This window comes from Pseudomonas sp. Irchel s3a10 (assembly GCF_900187525.1).
In the GTDB taxonomy this organism is placed as follows: Bacteria; Pseudomonadota; Gammaproteobacteria; order Pseudomonadales; family Pseudomonadaceae; genus Aquipseudomonas; species Aquipseudomonas koreensis_G.
In genome coordinates this window covers 186,460-202,173 of the sequence record NZ_FYDR01000007.1, presented here as the reverse complement: position 1 = coordinate 202,173, position 15,714 = coordinate 186,460, and the positions used below count along the sequence as shown (strand labels likewise).

The following is a 15,714-nucleotide window of genomic DNA, read 5'->3' as shown; positions in this document are numbered from 1 at the left end:
TAAAAACAAGATCAAAAGATCGCAGCCTTCGGCAGCTCCTACGCGACTATGGCCGCCGGTCAGACCGGTCATGCCAATTTTCATATTTTCACTTGTCATCCCGAAAAAACCGAGCCTAGACTGCACCCGCACTGGACATACCGGTAAGACCACAATAATTAAGTCCTGAATCTGATGCGCCACGCGCACGGCAGCCAGGACACCGACCAGGATTCCTCCCATGCTCAGATGGTGCTCGCGTTCAATCTTCCTCCAAGTGGTTCTCGGACTGGTGCTCGGCATCGTCTGCGGGCTGACCCTTCCCGAATATTCCGCTCAGCTCAAACCGCTGGGCGACGGCTTCATCAAACTGATCAAGATGCTCATCGGCCTGATCGTATTCTGCGTGGTGGTCAGCGGCATCAGCGGCGCGGGCGACCTGAAGAAGGTCGGGCGCATCGGCCTCAAGTCGGTGATCTACTTTGAAGTGCTGACCACCCTCGCGCTGGTGATCGGTCTGGTATTCGCCTTCAGCACCGGAATCGGCAGCGGTGCGAATATCCATCTGGAGCAACTGTCCGCCGCCGACATGGGCGATATCGCCGAACGCGGCCAGCACATGCACACCACCACGCAGTTCCTGATGGACCTGATCCCGACCTCGGTGCTCGGAGCTTTCGCCGACAACAACATTCTGCAAGTGCTGCTGTTCTCGGTACTGTTCGGCAGTGCGTTGAATCTGGTCGGTGAAGCGGCCTCCGGAATCTCGCGGCTGATCAACGAACTGAGCCATGTGATTTTCCGGATCATGGGCATGATCGTGCGCCTGGCGCCGATCGGCGTGTTCGGCGCCATCGCCTTCACCACCAGCAAATACGGCCTCGATTCGCTGCAACACCTGGGCAGTCTGGTCGGCCTGTTCTACCTGACCTGCATGGCATTCGTCAGCGTGATCCTCGGCGTGGTGATGCGTGCCTCGGGCCTGCGCCTGTGGCCACTGCTCAAGTACCTGCGCGAAGAGTTGCTGATCGTCATGGGCACCGCTTCTTCCGACGCCGTGCTGCCACAGATCATGCGCAAACTTGAACACCTGGGGATTGGCAGCTCGACGGTAGGCCTGGTGATTCCCACCGGCTATTCGTTCAACCTCGACGGTTTCTCGATCTACCTGACCCTGGCCATCGTGTTCATTGCCAACGCCACCGGTACGCCGTTGGCGATGACCGACCTGTTGACGATTCTTCTGGTGTCACTGATCACCTCCAAGGGCGCCCACGGCATTCCCGGCTCGGCGCTGGTGATTCTGGCGGCGACGCTGACGGCGATTCCGGCGATTCCAGTGGTCGGTCTGGTGCTGGTACTGGCAGTGGACTGGTTCATGGGCATCGGCCGGGCGCTGACCAATCTGATCGGCAACTGCGTCGCCACCGTGGCCATCGCCCGCTGGGAAAAGGACATCGATGTGCAACGCGCAAACAAAGTACTTAGCGGTCAGCAGGGCTACACCTTTCAACCGCGTAAAACCGGAACTCCGGCGCACCAGCAAGAGTTCTGATTTTCAACCCCGCAGGAGCTGCCGCAGGCTGCGATCTTTTGATCTTGTTTGCGGCATCCCCAACGGGCTTACGGAGCAAGACCCGTGATAACCACATCAACCGTCGTCAACTCAGTCGTAGAAAAACTGCGCGCCGCCCTCGCCCGTGGTCAGTGGCGCTCCGGCGACATGCTGCCGGGCCAGCGCGAACTGGCCGAACAACTGGGCATCAGTCGTCCGAGCCTGCGCGAAGCGGTGATCGTCCTGGAAACCCTTGGCCTGGTGCGCTCGATGCCGGGCAAAGGCGTGGTGGTGCTCGACGCCCAGCTCAGTGACAGCCAGAGCCACGACAGCGCGGTGGCCGGCGCCAGCCTCGAAGACGTGCTGCAACTGCGCTACACCCTTGAGCCATTCATCGTCGGCCTGGTCGCGCAGTCGATCAGCAGCAAGGAAGTCGGCCAGTTGCGCCTGACCCTGATGGACATGCGCGAAGCCCTCGAAGCGGGCGACAGCGAAGCCGGGGTCAGCGCCTACATCGCCTTCCACGAGGAGCTGTTCACCCTGACCTCGAACCCGATCTTCCAGAGTGTGGTGCAGCAAACCAGCAATGCCCTCAAGCAAAGCGCCGAAGTGCTGCGCAATTCGCCCGAGCACCTGGCTGAACGTCTGGAAGAAAACGAAGCGGTAGTGCGCGCAATCCGCAGCAAGAACAGCGCCCAGGCCAGCGCCGAAATGCGTCGGCACATTCTGCGCGAAGGTCAGCGGATGGGCATTGAATTGAACATTCCGGATGACAACCTCAGCCGTTGATGCACTCGAACTGGAGACCGGCCATGAACAGCTTCGCTTCACTGCAATATGATCGCGAGATCCCTGCCGCCCCGCCGTTTGCCCGGGAACTTCGCCTCGAAGCACCGGAGGACGACCCCTACCCGCAGGTATTCGAAGCAATCCTGGATCAGCGCCTCACCGCGGCCAGTCGCTTCACAGAAGAGAGTCTGGTGCAGATGTTCGGTGCGAGCCGCAGCCAGATACGTCGGACGCTGACCCAGCTGTCCCATGAGCAGGTCGTCATCCTGCGCACGCATCAGCGCCCGAAAATTGCCATAGCTGCCCCCGAACAGACCCGCCAGATACTCCACGCACGGCGCCTGACCGAAATCATGCTGCTTGAGCTTACCTGCCAGCAGCAACCTGCCGGTCTTGAAGCACTGCGCGAACTGATTGAAAAACAGCGGCGATCCCGCGCCCTTGACCAGCACGGAGCCGCCATTCGGTTGTCCGGCGAGTTCCACCTGCAACTGGCCAAACTCGCAGGCAATGCTCCCCTGGCGCACTTTCTTGGCAGCCTGGTGCCCATGACGTCTCTGGCGCTGGCCCAATGTCGACAGCAGACCAACCGGGACACGACGGTGCAAACACATACCACCATTGTCGATGCAGTGGAGCGCAATGACGTCAATGCCGCGGTTCGTCTGATGAATCGACATCTGAGCGATCTTGAACAGCAACTGCTGGGTCTGGCGCCGTGAAGAAGGTCAGTGCCAGCGCATCGGGCAACGTCGAATCAATCGCACTCAACAATGCCTGACCGACGCCGGCGATGCCCAACATCATCCCCAGCACAGGCACACTGTCTTGCGAAATCAGATCCTCACTGAAAAAGTTGTCGGCAGTCTCGGAAAATGCCTGCAAGGTTCTCGCGATACCCTGATGATTTTCAGTGCGGCGGTACAGTGACAACAGACACATCAGATTGCCGAAATCACCGTGACACTGGCTGTAACCGGAGCCTAGGCCATGGCACCAGAGGTTGCTTTCACATCGGCGGATATCGCGCTCGACCGTCTCCAGGTGTTCGGCCTCCATCACGTCTTTGAGCGAATGCCTGAGCTGCAGCCTGGCGATCAGAATTCCGGCATCGCCGTGGCACCATTTGCTCATGTGAGCGGGTTGCGACGGTTCACGTAAATCCAGCCAGAACCCATGGTTCATCTGACGATTTTCGTCCTCCAGCAGGTCCTTTATCAGCGCAATCAACGTCGCGTCTGCTGTGACTTCATAGACCTTGGAGAGCGCATGGAGTATTCCCGAAATCCCATGGGAGAATCCCGTCAGCAACGGGGTGGAACAGGCCTTGCGCACAAATCGCCCACCGTCAATTGCCAGTTCTGCCCGGATGGCGGTCGAGAGCCTTTCGATCAAGGGAATCAAGCGCTTTTGCGGCCGCAGCAGATAGAGATTCGCCAGCAGCGTGACGGTCCCGCACCAACCGTTAAGGAAATCGAAGTCATCCCCCTGCCGTGGATAATCATCAAGCCTGTGCAGTAACTCATCGATCGTCGCACGGTGGATGTCCCGGCCTGTCACCCGCTCATGATTGACCAGCACATAGAGGTACGAAGCCAGACCAAAATAGGCACTGGCGGCCATGTCACTGTCAAAATGTTCGTGGGTTCTGCCCATGGAATCGACGATTTGATCAGCCTTGGCCAAGTGCTCTGCGCGGCCACTGACACGGAACAGACTCATGTAAAAAACCGCGAGTCCGCCCATGCCGCTGTAGAGACTGTTGGTCATGGGTGACAGGTATTTACGCCGGGTTGTCGGGTGCTCGTTCAGGAACCCCCACGCCACGTCCCCTTCGGCACCTTCAATACGCAACCGCTCTATGGCCGCCGCGACCTTGAGAGCGCCTTCCAGATAATCCGCCGGCTGCAGGCTCGGTACGCCTTTGGCGATGTGCCGCCGGTGCATCGGCATCGCCCCATTGCCCGAAGGGAACAGGCACTCCTTCAGAATAGAGGTCTGGAACGTTCTGTCCGCAGGGCACAACGCGCTCAGTTTTCGTCGGCAGCTTTCCAGAGGACTTTCGATGTCGAGCGCGGCCACAAACGTCCCGTGGGAATCGTGTATCCAGTTCGAGGCGATAGGCATGGTGAAACTTGGAATGTTGCCACTCTGCAGATCCCCCAACTCGTAGGCGGCCACATTTTTTGCAATGAGCGATGCATTCGACTCCGACCACAGGGTCGCCAGCAACAGCTGCCTCTGGAGCATGCATTGCGTGAAGCGTGGGTGCAGTGTCAGTTCAAGAAAGTCTATATAACGCTGGGTATTTTTGAGCAGCACGCGTGTTTTCAACTGGGGAGCCTGGTGCCGGATACAGTCAAGCACCGCTGCCTGATGTTTCACCACCTCATCGTAGGCACATTCAAAGCCCTTCAGAAAAGCCTCCTGAAAAAGCTCTACCGAATACGTCACCCCGTTGAAAACCGGCAAATGTTTGATAATCGGGGTTTTGCTGACCTGTATGCGCCGCAGATGGTACAAGCCTTGCTCGCGGACCAATTGCCTGGCCGTCGTGCTGAATTGTTTTTGAGACGTCAGGCCACTGAAATCGTTGTCCGAATTCGGCGAATAGGGAACAAAACCACTGCTAAAGACTGAGCGGCTATTGAGCTTGAGGGTTTTGAACAAAGCGCCGTTGCCGGGAAGATCATCTTGCAGATCGATCATGGAGGCAGTGAATAGACACTCGAGATCGATCAAGACGGGACTGCTCCCGCACGCAATGATGTTTTCGTAATGAAAGTCGATGCCGTTCAAGGCGTGGACAAGGGCTACCTGCGCACCTGCGCGCCTGTAGAACAGAGCCAGATCGGCCTCGCTCCCGCAGGCGCGATTATCGATGTACTCAATCCAGCTATGATCTTCCATACATACCAATAGCGGCGCACGAGCGGAAAAGCCTTCATCAGCGCTTTTTTCGTACAGCAACGCCAGCAGCGAGCCATAGAGCTGCGCTTCTCTGTTTGTTCGTGGTTTGTAAACCAGCGCTTGGCTCCCGACCCGTACTGCGCAAACCGTTTCACCATTGGCGTGGGGATCTCCCATTCCAAGTTCGATCGAGTCGATTCGTCGGCCAGACAAACCAAACACGCTGGCAAGCATGCACACATCATCAGCAAAGTGAAAAATGATGTTGTAGAGATAACCTGCGATCCCTTCCAACTGTTTGAACAGTAAGTCGGCAACCACCGGATAGTCCAAAAGAAACTGGCCTGATCCACCCGCGCTTAAATATTGTTCGAACGATTCCAGATCGGAATCAATGCCCTCGACCAGTCGAGTATTAAGGAAGTGCACCAGGGATTTTTCAGAAACTTTTTTTACACAGGCCAGCACATAATGCCTGACACCTGAAATCAATGATCCCAGATGACACCACTCATGAATGGGTCTGTATCTACTGTCGCTCTGAAACGCATATTCAAAGTAACCAAACATGCAATCATAAAAGCCTGAAAATGGTTCATCCCCTGCTTTGCGTATCCAGTCTTTTTCAGACATGGACATAATCAGTCGAACTTTCGCCTCAAGCTTCTGCAGAGACGTACATCGCTTTTCCAGCACAGGTTGTCTGGTGTTATTTTCAAACCATTCAATCAGGTCGTTTTTGCCCATACCAAAATAACGCAACAGGGCATGATCGTCTTTATGCAACATCTCCAGGGTACTACGCAGGATGTCGACATCGACGCCACCTCCAGAACCCGATGATTTGCGCTCTTGAAACGTCAGAATGTCAGCAAGCATTTTCTCCACCTTGAGCAGTATGGCGGATTATCCATCCGCCATATGTTACAGAAGGCCTTAACAGCCGAACGTGCAACCCAGGCTCTCGCAGGTGATAGCAGTCGTTGCCATTACTTCAACACCGGCCATCTTGTTGACGCCTGCTTTTACATAGGCTTCAAAATCGCCGGCAAAATCACCCGACATTTCCAGAACTTTATCTTTCATATATTTCTCCTGTTATTAAATTGATATATGCCTTTGAGTGGCACATTTCAAAATTAACACAGGAGCATAAAATGCCTACTTTAAAAAACCAACCGGATGTGTCCAACACCATTAAAACCATGCACAAACTTGTACTAGCAATATACTGCAACTTTCTAGAAGTCAAACTACAAAGCAACACCCCAAAAAGAACCAACACTCGCTGAAAAAACAACGAGTGTCGTTTGCCATGAACCTCAAACGCTCAATTGATAGTCAGCCGGGCAAAACCTTCTCGAATTTTATCTTCCGGCAGATCATCGGCAATAAACACGATGACACTTTCCCGGGCCTCACCCTCGGCCCACTCGGTGTCCCAGTCAAAACCGTAAAGTTTCAAAACACCCTGAAACACCAGCCGCCGATCCTCGCCAGCAATGTTCAGTACGCCCTTGTAACGCAGTAACTGCTTGCCGTGCTCTTCCAGCAGCTCATTCATGAACTCGCTGAGCTGATCGATATCCAGCGGCTGGTCTGTGCGCAGCACCAGGCTGGAAATGCGGTCGATGGAGGGCGCCTTGCTTACCGGACGCAGGCTCACCCCGCCGCCCAGGTCGGCGTTGAGGTTGAAGCCGCGCACGTCGAGCAGTTCCGCCAGATCGATGTTGCCGTGCTCGACCACGCGGATTGGCGCACGACGGTTGATTCGCGTCAGGCGTTCGCTCAGTGCGTTGAACGTGGTCTCATCGACCAGATCGGTCTTGCTCACCAGCAAGCGATCGGCGAAACCGATCTGCGCCTGGGCGATGGTCTGGGTCAGGTGCTGGTCGGCATGGGCGGCATCCACCAGGGTGATGATGCCGTCGAGCAGATAACGCTCGCGCAGTTCCTCATCGATGAAAAAGGTCTGCGCCACCGGGGCCGGGTCGGCCAGACCGGTGCACTCGATCACCAAGCGATCGAAGGCGATTTCGCCGTTGTCCAGGCGTTCGAGCAGCAGGTACAAGGCCTTGGTCAGGTCAGTGTGGATGGTGCAGCAGACGCAGCCGTTGGCCAGGGTCATGACTTGCACCGGCTCCTCGCCCAGCAATTGGCTATCGATGCCGGCGTCGCTGAACTCGTTTTCGATCACGGCGATTTTCAGGCCGTGCTCGGCTTTCAATAGATGGCGCAGCAAAGTGGTCTTGCCGACACCGAGGAAACCGCTGAGTACCGTTACGGGTATGGGAGAAGACAAAACAGATCCCCTTCACAAAATGAATGAACAACACAAAAACAACTGTGGGAGCGAGCTTGCTCGCGAAGGGGTCGTGTCAGTCGACATCATTGCTCGATGACACACCGCTTTCGCGAGCAAGCTCGCTCCCACAGGGGGATTACCTCACCCGCAGGCTGTCAGCTCAACAGCACTTCGGCCCACCCTTGCCACCGTAACGCGCTTCCTGACGTTCGCGGAAGAACATCTCGTAGCTCATCACCGGTTTGTCCGGGTGCTTGGTTTGCATATGCTCGACGTAGGTGTCGTAGTCGGGCATGCCGACCATCAGGCGCGCGGCCTGACCGAGGTATTTACCGAGGCGACTCAGGTCATTGAACATGCTGCAATCCTCTGGTTACGCATCCGGCAGGGCCTGGAATGGCGATTCTTTATCCGTACGCTCTTTTTTGCCCCAAGCGGCGATGCCGACCTTGAGCGCATAGAACAGGATGCTGAAGACCACGAACAGGAACAGCGCGGTGAGCGTTGCGTTGGTGTAGGCGTTGAAGATCACGTGCTGCATCTGCTCGACGCTTTTTGCCGGTGCCAGCACCTGACCATTGGCCAGCGCATCGCTGTATTTCTTGGCCAGCGACAGGAAGCCGATCGCCGGGTTGGCGTCGAACAGCTTGATGAAGCCCGCGGTGGTGGTGCAGATCAACAGCCAGGTGGCCGGCAACAGGGTGACCCAGATATAGCGCTGGCGCTTCATCTTGATCAGGACCACGGTGCCGAGCATCAGCGCGATACCGGCCAGCATCTGGTTGGAGATACCGAACAGCGGCCACAGGGTGTTGATGCCGCCCAGCGGATCGACCACGCCCTGGTACAGCAGCCAGCCCCACATCGCCACGCAACCGGCGGTCGCGATCAGGTTGGCGGTCCACGACTCGGTGCGCTTGAGCGCCGGAACGAAGGAGCCGAGCAGGTCCTGCAGCATGAAACGTCCGGCACGGGTGCCGGCGTCTACCGCGGTCAGGATGAACAGCGCTTCGAACAGAATCGCGAAGTGGTACCAGAACGCCATGGTGTTTTCACCCGGCAGGACACTGTGCAGGATCTGCGCGATACCGACCGCCAGGGTCGGCGCACCGCCAGCACGAGCCAGAATGGTTGTTTCACCAATATCATGCGCCACGGCTTGCAACGCCTCAGGCGTAATGGCGAAGCCCCAACTGGTGACCACTTGCGCAACGGAGGCCACATCACTGCCGACCACGGCCGCCGGGCTGTTCATGGCGAAGTACACGCCAGGCTCGATCACCGAAGCAGCAACCATCGCCATGATCGCTACAAACGATTCCATCAGCATGCCGCCATAACCGATGTAACGCGCGTTGGTTTCGTTATCCAGCAGCTTCGGCGTGGTGCCCGACGAGATCAGCGCGTGGAAACCCGATACCGCACCGCAAGCGATGGTGATGAACAGGAACGGGAACAGACCGCCCTTCCACACCGGGCCGGTGCCGTCGACGAACTGGGTCAGCGCGGGCATTTTCAGCTCGGGCATGGTCACCAGAATGCCGATCGCCAGGGCGACGATAGTACCGATCTTGAGGAAAGTGGAGAGGTAATCACGCGGCGCCAGAATCAGCCACACCGGCAGCGACGCAGCGACGAAACCGTAACCGACCAGCATCCAGGTAATCTGCACGCCGGTGAAGGTGAACGCCTTGGCCCACACCGGATCGGCGGCTATCTGCCCACCGAGCCAGATCGAACCCAGCAGCAGCAATACGCCGACCACCGAGATCTCACCGATGCGGCCCGGGCGGATGTAGCGCATGTAGATGCCCATGAACATCGCGATCGGGATGGTCGCCATCACCGTGAAAATACCCCACGGGCTCTCGGCCAGGGCTTTCACGACGATCAGCGCCAGCACCGCAAGGATGATGATCATGATCAGGAAGCAGCCGAACAGTGCGATGGTGCCGGGGATACGGCCCATTTCTTCACGCACCATGTCGCCCAGGGAGCGGCCGTTGCGCCGGGTCGACATGAACAGAACCATGAAGTCCTGCACCGCGCCCGCCAGCACCACACCGGCAATCAGCCAGAGTGTGCCGGGCAAGTAGCCCATCTGCGCCGCCAATACCGGGCCGACCAGAGGTCCGGCGCCCGCGATCGCGGCGAAGTGGTGACCGAAAAGAATGTGTTTGTTGGTCGGCACATAGTCCAGACCGTCGTTGTTGAGCACGGCGGGGGTGGCCCGACGCGGATCCAGTTGCATCACATTGTTGGCGATGAACAGGCTGTAGTAACGGTACGCAACCAGATAAATGGCCACGGCTGCGACCACGATCCACAAGGCGTTGATCGCCTCGCCGCGGCGCAATGCCACTACGCCCAGGGCGCACGCTCCTACGATTGCCAGCACTAGCCAGGGTAAGTGGCGTAGCAGGCTATTATTATTTTTCATTTTATTATTCCAGCCAGGGTGGACAAGAAAGACAGCCACCCCGAGTTTAGCGCTTACGGCGCCAAAGGCCATACCCCGACGTTGGTCTAGACGGCTTGTCGATTGGCAGCCACCCAACGGTCGGGTCTATAGTCAGCGAACTCTTCCGAGGATTGCGCCATGAGCGAACACCCAGCCAATCGCCGTCGCTTCAAACGTATTGCGTTCGATGCCAGAACCGAGCTGCGCCAAGGTGAATATATCTGGCCGGTGAAACTGATCGACCTGTCGCTGAAGGGGCTGTTGGTCGAACGGCCGGAGCCTTGGCTGGGCGATCGGGAAAAGGATTTTTTCGTCGACATTCATCTGAGCGACGATGTCGATATCGAGATGGATGTGCGTCTGACCCATGAAGAAAATGGCCAGTTGGGGTTTGTCTGCCGGCATATCGGTCTGGAGTCGATCGAGCGCTTGCGGCGATTGATCGAGTTCAACCTGGGCGATCCGCAGGAGTTGGAGCGCGAACTGGGCGCCCTGATCGAAATCTAGAAACCACCACAAATCCCTGTGGGAGCGGGCTTGCCCGCGAAGAGGTCGTGTCAGTCAACATTGATTTCGACTGACACACCGCTTTCGCGGGCAAGCCCGCTCCCACAGGGTATGCGGCGTATCTGAAAGATTATTCGAACAGTGCGTCGAGCGCCTGCTCCAAACGGGTCACGGCAATGATCTGCAGGCCCGGCGGCGCCTCCTTCGGCGCATTGCCCTTGGGCACGATCGCCCGTTTGAAGCCATGCTTGGCCGCTTCCTTCAAGCGCTCCTGCCCACTCGGCACCGGACGCACTTCGCCGGACAAGCCCACTTCACCAAACACCAGCAGGTCATGCGGCAATGGCCGGTTGCGCAGGCTCGACATCACCGCCGCCATCAACGCCAGATCCGATGCTGTCTCCAACACCTTCACCCCGCCGACCACGTTGAGGAACACGTCCTGATCGTGGGTCGGAATGCCGCCATGGCGATGCAAAACCGCCAGCAGCATCGCCAGACGGTTCTGATCCAGCCCCAACGTCACCCGCCGTGGATTGGCCAGATGACTGTCATCGACCAGCGCCTGCACTTCCACCAGCATCGGCCGGGTGCCTTCCCAGGTGGCCATCACCACACTGCCCGGGACTTCTTCCTGAGCTCGGGTGAGAAAAATCGCCGACGGGTTGGAGACTTCTTTCAAGCCCTTGTCGGTCATACCGAACACGCCGAGTTCGTTGACCGCACCGAAACGATTTTTCACCGCCCGCAGCAAACGCAAACGGCCATCGGACTCGCCTTCGAAATACAGCACGGTATCGACCATGTGCTCCAGCACTCGCGGACCGGCGAGCGCGCCTTCCTTGGTAACGTGACCAACGAGGAAAATCGCCGTGCCGCTCTGCTTGGCATAACGCACCAGCAGCGCCGCGCTCTCGCGTACCTGCGACACGCCGCCGGGGGCCGACTGCAATTGTTCGGTGAAAATCGTCTGGATCGAGTCGATCACCATCACCTTGGGCTTTTCCTGGCGAGCGGTGGCGATGATGGTTTCGATGCAGGTTTCGGTCATCACCCGCAGTTGATCCTGGGGCAACCCCAGACGGCGGGCACGCATGGCCACTTGTTGCTGGGATTCTTCGCCGGTGACGTACAGCGCGGGCATGCTCTTGGCGAGGTTGCATAGGGTCTGTAACAGAATCGTCGACTTGCCGATGCCCGGGTCACCACCGATCAGCACCACCGAACCGTCGACCAGACCGCCGCCCAAAACCCGATCCAGCTCACCGGATGCGGTGGAGAAGCGCGGAATCTCCTCGATGCTGACTTCGGCCAGGGTCTTGATCTGCGCTTGCTGCCCGGCCCAGCCGGTACGTCCGGTGGGCGCCGTGGCGCCACCGCTCTCGATCATGGTTTCGGTCAGGGTGTTCCAGGCGCCGCACTCGCCGCACTGGCCTGCCCATTTGGGAAAGGTTGCGCCGCACTCGGTGCAGCCGTACATGCGCTTGGCCTTGGCCATCTGGATCCCCCGGCAAAAACCGCGATGATAACGCAGCCACCGCTCAGCGCGGCACGGCGGTGCGGATTTCGCCGTTGGCCAGACGCGCGGCGCTGTTGCCCAGCGGATCCTCGGCATTGAGGTCGGCGCCCTTGGCCTTGAGTGCGTCGAGCAGTTCAACGCGCTTGAACAACCCGGCGTACATCGCCGCTGTCTGGCCTGCGCCGTTACGCTGATCGGGGCTGCAATCGGTGGCCATCAGCCGGCGGGCGATCTGGATTTCGCCTTTGAAAATCGCGCCCATCAGCGCCGTGTTGCCGCGCTGGTCCTGCGCGCAGGCATCAGCGCCCGCCGCCAGTAACCGGTCAACTGCCGCGTCCTGGCCGTGATACGCCGCCAGAATCAAAGCGGTGTAGCCCTTGCTGTCGCGAGTATCGAGGGAGTAACCGGATTCGATAAAGGTCTCGAGCATCGGCACATCGCCACGCCGGGCGGCATCGAAATAGTAATCCTGCAACTGCTCCTTGATCGCTTCAGGGCTTTGCCCGGCCTGCGCTGTAAAGGAAAGGCAACCGAGCAGCAGTAAAAGAAAGGCACGCATAAACGCTCTCCTTGGGCAGAGCGGGGCCTGAGTCAGGCCCCGCGTTGCATGGCGTCGAGATCAGTCGACCAGTTTCGCTGCCAGCGCCTTGACCCGGCTCAGGTCACCCTTGGCCACTTTGGTCACACCAGTGCCGTACTCCGGATCGGCCTTATAAAGGAAGGACAGGATGATGTGCTTGCTCTCGTCATCGGTGGTCGCCAGCGAACCGCCGAAGCTGGCGATCAGGTCCTGACGCTCCTGCTGACTGAACGAGCGATACAGATCACCGGCCTGTTTGAAGTTCTGCTCACGCTGAATCTTCGCCTGCTGGGTGCTGCCCGACAGTGCCAGCTGGCTGTAACGCGCGCTTTGCGGCTCGTCACGCGGTTGCAGGCGGCTCGGCTGATAGTTCACGCCTGACGCCGTGGCACCGAAGTTCATCGCACCGTCCTGATTGCCATTATTGATGGCAACTTTTGGCGCATTGATCGGCAGTTGCAGGGCATTGGCACCCAAGCGGTACATCTGCGTATCGGCATAAGAAAACACTCGACCTTGCAACAGACGATCTTCCGAAGGCTCGATTCCCGGAACAACATTGGCCGGGGCCATCGCAACTTGTTCGGTTTCCTGGAACACATTGGCTGGATTACGGTTCAACACCATTTGTCCAACTTTTCGCTCAGGAACATTCGGCCAGATCTTGGTGGCGTCCAATGGATCGAAATCAAACTTGGACAAATCTTGCGGATTTAGTACTTGGATGTACAAGTCCCATTTCGGGAAATCACCCTTATTGATATGACTGACGAGATCATTAGTCATATGACTGTAATCCTTGCCCTGAACTTTTTCGACTTGTTCAGGTGTCAGGTTTTTGATGCCCTGCAAACTCTTCCAGTGAAACTTCACATAGTGCACTTCACCTTTGGCGTTAACCAACTTGTAGGCATGCACACCATTACCATCCATCTCCCGATAACTGGCCGGCGTTCCCGAGTTCGAGTAGAGCTCGGTCAGTGTGCGAGTGGCTTCCGGTACGTGAGAGAAGAAGTCGAAACGACGCGAGTCATCGTCAAGGTTGGTGCGTGGATCGGGTTTGAACGCATGGACCATGTCCGGAAACTTGATCGCGTCGCGAATGAAAAAGGTCGGGAAGTTGTTGCCGACCAGGTCCCAGTTGCCATCAGCGGTATAGAACTTGGTGGCAAAACCCCGTGGATCGCGCAGGGTTTCAGGGGAGTGGTTACCGTGTACCACCGCGGAGAAGCGCACGAACACTGGCGTCACCTGACCGGCAGCGAATACCTTGGCCTTACTCAGGTCGCTGAGGTCGTTGGTCACGGTGAACGTGCCATGGGCACCGGTACCGCGGGCATGCACCACGCGCTCGGGAATGCGTTCACGGTCGAAACGCTGGAGTTTCTGGATCAGTTGCACGTCTTGCAGCAGCACCGGGCCGTTGGCGCCGGCGGTTTGCGAGTTCTGATTGTCGCCCACCGCTGCACCGTTATCCCGGGTCAGGGGCGCGGCGTGCACGGAGAAGGTCAACAGGCTGGCGGTGAGTACGCCGAGCGTACTGCGATGGGGAAAAGCCCCCAGTCCAAGAGTGGAATTCATATCAGGTTCCTCTGGTTCTTTTGGGCGCATCCAGGTGCGCCAACCAGAGGCTAGAGGGCTAAGTCCGCGAACATAAATAGAAAGTTCGTAACCCGACGATTGAAAATTTTGGCTTCCCGATCAGCGTGTTACGGCGTATTTCGCGCGCGATTAGTGGCACTTTGCAAACTAAACGCGGATTTATCGGTCGATAAAAACGGGCATTGTAAGAAGGTGTTTCGCGCAAGACGCGTTTGCTGATTTACACTGCGTACACCAACCTCATCTGTAACAAGGAAATAACCTATGGGCGTGCTAAGTGAGTTCAAGGCCTTCGCGGTCAAAGGCAATGTGGTCGACATGGCCGTCGGTATCATCATCGGTGCCGCCTTCGGCAAAATTGTTTCGTCGTTTGTCGGCGATGTGATCATGCCGCCAATCGGCCTGTTGATCGGAGGGGTGGACTTCAGTGATCTGGCCATCACGCTAAAAGCCGCCGAGGGCAACGCCCCTGCCGTGGTACTGGCTTACGGTAAATTCATCCAGAGCGTTCTGGATTTCATGATCGTTGCTTTCGCGATTTTCATGGGTGTCAAAGCCATCAACCGCCTGAAACGCGAAGAAGCCGTGGCCCCTTCCCTGCCACCGGTTCCGACCAAGGAAGAAGAGTTGCTCGGCGAGATCCGCGATCTGCTCAAGGCCCAGAACAACCAGCCTTGACTGCTTCATGACTGAAAACGGCGCCTGACGGCGCCGTTTTTTTACCAGTAGTTTTCCACCGCCACCTGCCCCGGCCGCCGCGTCAGACTCAGGCTCATATGGCGTTGCTTGAGCAGTGCCCGGGTGTCATCAATCATCTGCGGATTGCCGCACAGCATGACGCGCGAGTGCTCGGGGGTCAGTTCAACGCCAGCTTCACGTTCCAACTCGCCGTTTTCAATCAGCGTGGTGATGCGACCGTGCAAGGCGCCCGGCAATTGTTCGCGGGTAACCGTGGGGATAAACCGCAGTTTATGCGCATGTTCAGCCAGGTAATCACGCCTGGACAGTTCTGCAATCAAAGGCTGATAGGCCAGTTCCCGCGCTTCACGCACGCTGTACACCAGAATGATCCGCTCAAAACGCTCCCACACTTCGAAGTCCTGCAGAATCGACAGAAACGGCGCAACCCCGGTCCCGGTGGATAACAGCCACAAATCCCGGCCGTCGACAAACCGATCCAGCGTCAGGTAACCAAAGGCCTGGCGCTCCACCAGCAGGGTATCGCCGACCTGTAACCGGCTCAGTTCACTGGTGAATTCGCCACCCGGCACCACGATGGAGAAGAACTCGAGAAACTCATCGAAGGGTGAAGAGACCATCGAGTAGGCACGCCAGACCGTGCTGCCATCAGCCTTGGTCACCCCCAGGCGCGCGAATTGTCCTGCGCGAAACCTGAAACCCGTATCGCGCGTGGTGCGCAGGGTAAACAGGCTGGGGGTCAAGGGCTGCACGTCGAGCAAGGTCTGGGCAGTAAATTTCTCTGCGCTGACTGTCATGGGGGCACTCC

At 57.8% G+C, this 15,714-nt stretch carries 14 protein-coding genes; 5 read left to right on the top strand and 9 right to left on the bottom strand.

Annotation, left to right across the window (positions count from 1 at the left end):
• Window positions 1–220 precede the first annotated feature (220 nt).
• The 3 genes from CKW11_RS21260 (at window position 221) to CKW11_RS21250 (ending at window position 3,045) form a co-directional block, all read left to right on the top strand.
• The gene (locus CKW11_RS21260) at window positions 221–1,534 is read left to right on the top strand and encodes a C4-dicarboxylate transporter DctA (protein ID WP_095139287.1); all 1,314 of its coding nucleotides are present in this window, start codon (window positions 221–223) and stop codon (window positions 1,532–1,534) included.
• An 84-nt stretch (window positions 1,535–1,618) separates the two neighbouring features.
• Window positions 1,619–2,323 (top strand): FadR/GntR family transcriptional regulator, encoded by a 705-nt coding sequence (locus tag CKW11_RS21255; protein WP_095139286.1) that lies wholly within the window; start codon window positions 1,619–1,621, stop codon window positions 2,321–2,323.
• Window positions 2,324–2,346: 23 nt separating this feature from the next.
• Entirely contained in the window at window positions 2,347–3,045 is a 699-nt protein-coding gene (locus tag CKW11_RS21250) for a GntR family transcriptional regulator (RefSeq protein WP_095139285.1), read from the top strand.
• Here CKW11_RS21250 and lanM read toward each other — a convergent pair.
• From lanM to CKW11_RS21230, 5 genes are all read right to left on the bottom strand, one after another.
• Entirely contained in the window at window positions 2,972–6,112 is a 3,141-nt protein-coding gene (gene lanM, locus CKW11_RS21245) for a type 2 lanthipeptide synthetase LanM (RefSeq protein WP_095139284.1), read from the bottom strand. The two genes, CKW11_RS21250 and lanM, sit on opposite strands and share 74 nt — an antisense overlap.
• 57 nt (window positions 6,113–6,169) lie before the next feature.
• Window positions 6,170–6,319 carry a hypothetical protein gene (locus tag CKW11_RS28580; protein ID WP_158558385.1) on the bottom strand — a complete coding sequence of 50 codons (150 nt, stop codon included), beginning with the start codon at window positions 6,317–6,319 and terminating at the stop codon, window positions 6,170–6,172.
• Between the two features lie 244 nt (window positions 6,320–6,563).
• Window positions 6,564–7,535: a GTPase gene (gene yjiA, locus CKW11_RS21240; protein WP_095139283.1), complete on the bottom strand. Its 972-nt coding sequence runs from the start codon at window positions 7,533–7,535 to the stop codon at window positions 6,564–6,566.
• A 163-nt stretch (window positions 7,536–7,698) separates the two neighbouring features.
• On the bottom strand, window positions 7,699–7,896 hold the full coding sequence (locus CKW11_RS21235; RefSeq protein ID WP_003228401.1) for a YbdD/YjiX family protein: 198 nt from the start codon (window positions 7,894–7,896) through the stop codon (window positions 7,699–7,701).
• A gap of 15 nt (window positions 7,897–7,911) precedes the next feature.
• On the bottom strand, window positions 7,912–9,978 hold the full coding sequence (locus CKW11_RS21230; RefSeq protein WP_095139282.1) for a carbon starvation CstA family protein: 2,067 nt from the start codon (window positions 9,976–9,978) through the stop codon (window positions 7,912–7,914).
• A 159-nt stretch (window positions 9,979–10,137) separates the two neighbouring features.
• Here CKW11_RS21230 and CKW11_RS21225 point away from each other — a divergent pair, with 159 nt between their 5' ends.
• Window positions 10,138–10,506 carry a PilZ domain-containing protein gene (locus tag CKW11_RS21225; protein WP_095139281.1) on the top strand — a complete coding sequence of 123 codons (369 nt, stop codon included), beginning with the start codon at window positions 10,138–10,140 and terminating at the stop codon, window positions 10,504–10,506.
• A 130-nt stretch (window positions 10,507–10,636) separates the two neighbouring features.
• On the opposite strand, the gene radA is transcribed toward CKW11_RS21225, so the two are convergent.
• From radA to katB, 3 genes are read right to left on the bottom strand one after another with little or no spacing between them, the layout of a single operon-like run.
• Window positions 10,637–12,004 (bottom strand): DNA repair protein RadA, encoded by a 1,368-nt coding sequence (gene radA / locus CKW11_RS21220; RefSeq protein ID WP_007963764.1) that lies wholly within the window; start codon window positions 12,002–12,004, stop codon window positions 10,637–10,639.
• A gap of 43 nt (window positions 12,005–12,047) precedes the next feature.
• Complete coding sequence (locus CKW11_RS21215) at window positions 12,048–12,584, bottom strand: ankyrin repeat domain-containing protein (RefSeq protein ID WP_095139280.1); 537 nt, start codon at window positions 12,582–12,584, stop codon at window positions 12,048–12,050.
• 60 nt (window positions 12,585–12,644) lie between these two features.
• On the bottom strand, window positions 12,645–14,186 hold the full coding sequence (gene katB / locus CKW11_RS21210; protein ID WP_095139279.1) for a catalase KatB: 1,542 nt from the start codon (window positions 14,184–14,186) through the stop codon (window positions 12,645–12,647).
• A gap of 285 nt (window positions 14,187–14,471) precedes the next feature.
• Between katB and mscL the strand changes: the two genes are divergently transcribed.
• The gene (gene mscL, locus CKW11_RS21205; RefSeq protein ID WP_095139278.1) at window positions 14,472–14,885 is read left to right on the top strand and encodes a large-conductance mechanosensitive channel protein MscL; all 414 of its coding nucleotides are present in this window, start codon (window positions 14,472–14,474) and stop codon (window positions 14,883–14,885) included.
• Between the two features lie 41 nt (window positions 14,886–14,926).
• Here mscL and CKW11_RS21200 read toward each other — a convergent pair whose 3' ends face one another.
• Window positions 14,927–15,703, bottom strand: a complete 777-nt coding sequence (locus CKW11_RS21200) for a ferredoxin--NADP reductase (RefSeq protein ID WP_095139277.1) — start codon at window positions 15,701–15,703, stop codon at window positions 14,927–14,929.
• Window positions 15,704–15,714 lie beyond the last annotated feature (11 nt).

Excerpts from the sequence above, each read along its gene's own strand:
- CKW11_RS21260 (WP_095139287.1), top strand. The coding sequence starts at position 221 with ATGCTCAGATGGTGCTCGCGTTCAATCTTCCTCCAAGTGGTTCTCGGA.
- CKW11_RS21250 (WP_095139285.1), top strand. The coding sequence starts at position 2,347 with ATGAACAGCTTCGCTTCACTGCAATATGATCGCGAGATCCCTGCCGCC.
- lanM (WP_095139284.1), bottom strand. The coding sequence starts at position 6,112 with ATGCTTGCTGACATTCTGACGTTTCAAGAGCGCAAATCATCGGGTTCT.
- CKW11_RS28580 (WP_158558385.1), bottom strand. The coding sequence starts at position 6,319 with ATGAAAGATAAAGTTCTGGAAATGTCGGGTGATTTTGCCGGCGATTTT.
- CKW11_RS21235 (WP_003228401.1), bottom strand. The coding sequence starts at position 7,896 with ATGTTCAATGACCTGAGTCGCCTCGGTAAATACCTCGGTCAGGCCGCG.
- CKW11_RS21230 (WP_095139282.1), bottom strand. The coding sequence starts at position 9,978 with ATGAAAAATAATAATAGCCTGCTACGCCACTTACCCTGGCTAGTGCTG.
- CKW11_RS21225 (WP_095139281.1), top strand. The coding sequence starts at position 10,138 with ATGAGCGAACACCCAGCCAATCGCCGTCGCTTCAAACGTATTGCGTTC.
- radA (WP_007963764.1), bottom strand. The coding sequence starts at position 12,004 with ATGGCCAAGGCCAAGCGCATGTACGGCTGCACCGAGTGCGGCGCAACC.
- CKW11_RS21215 (WP_095139280.1), bottom strand. The coding sequence starts at position 12,584 with ATGCGTGCCTTTCTTTTACTGCTGCTCGGTTGCCTTTCCTTTACAGCG.
- katB (WP_095139279.1), bottom strand. The coding sequence starts at position 14,186 with ATGAATTCCACTCTTGGACTGGGGGCTTTTCCCCATCGCAGTACGCTC.
- mscL (WP_095139278.1), top strand. The coding sequence starts at position 14,472 with ATGGGCGTGCTAAGTGAGTTCAAGGCCTTCGCGGTCAAAGGCAATGTG.
- CKW11_RS21200 (WP_095139277.1), bottom strand. The coding sequence starts at position 15,703 with ATGACAGTCAGCGCAGAGAAATTTACTGCCCAGACCTTGCTCGACGTG.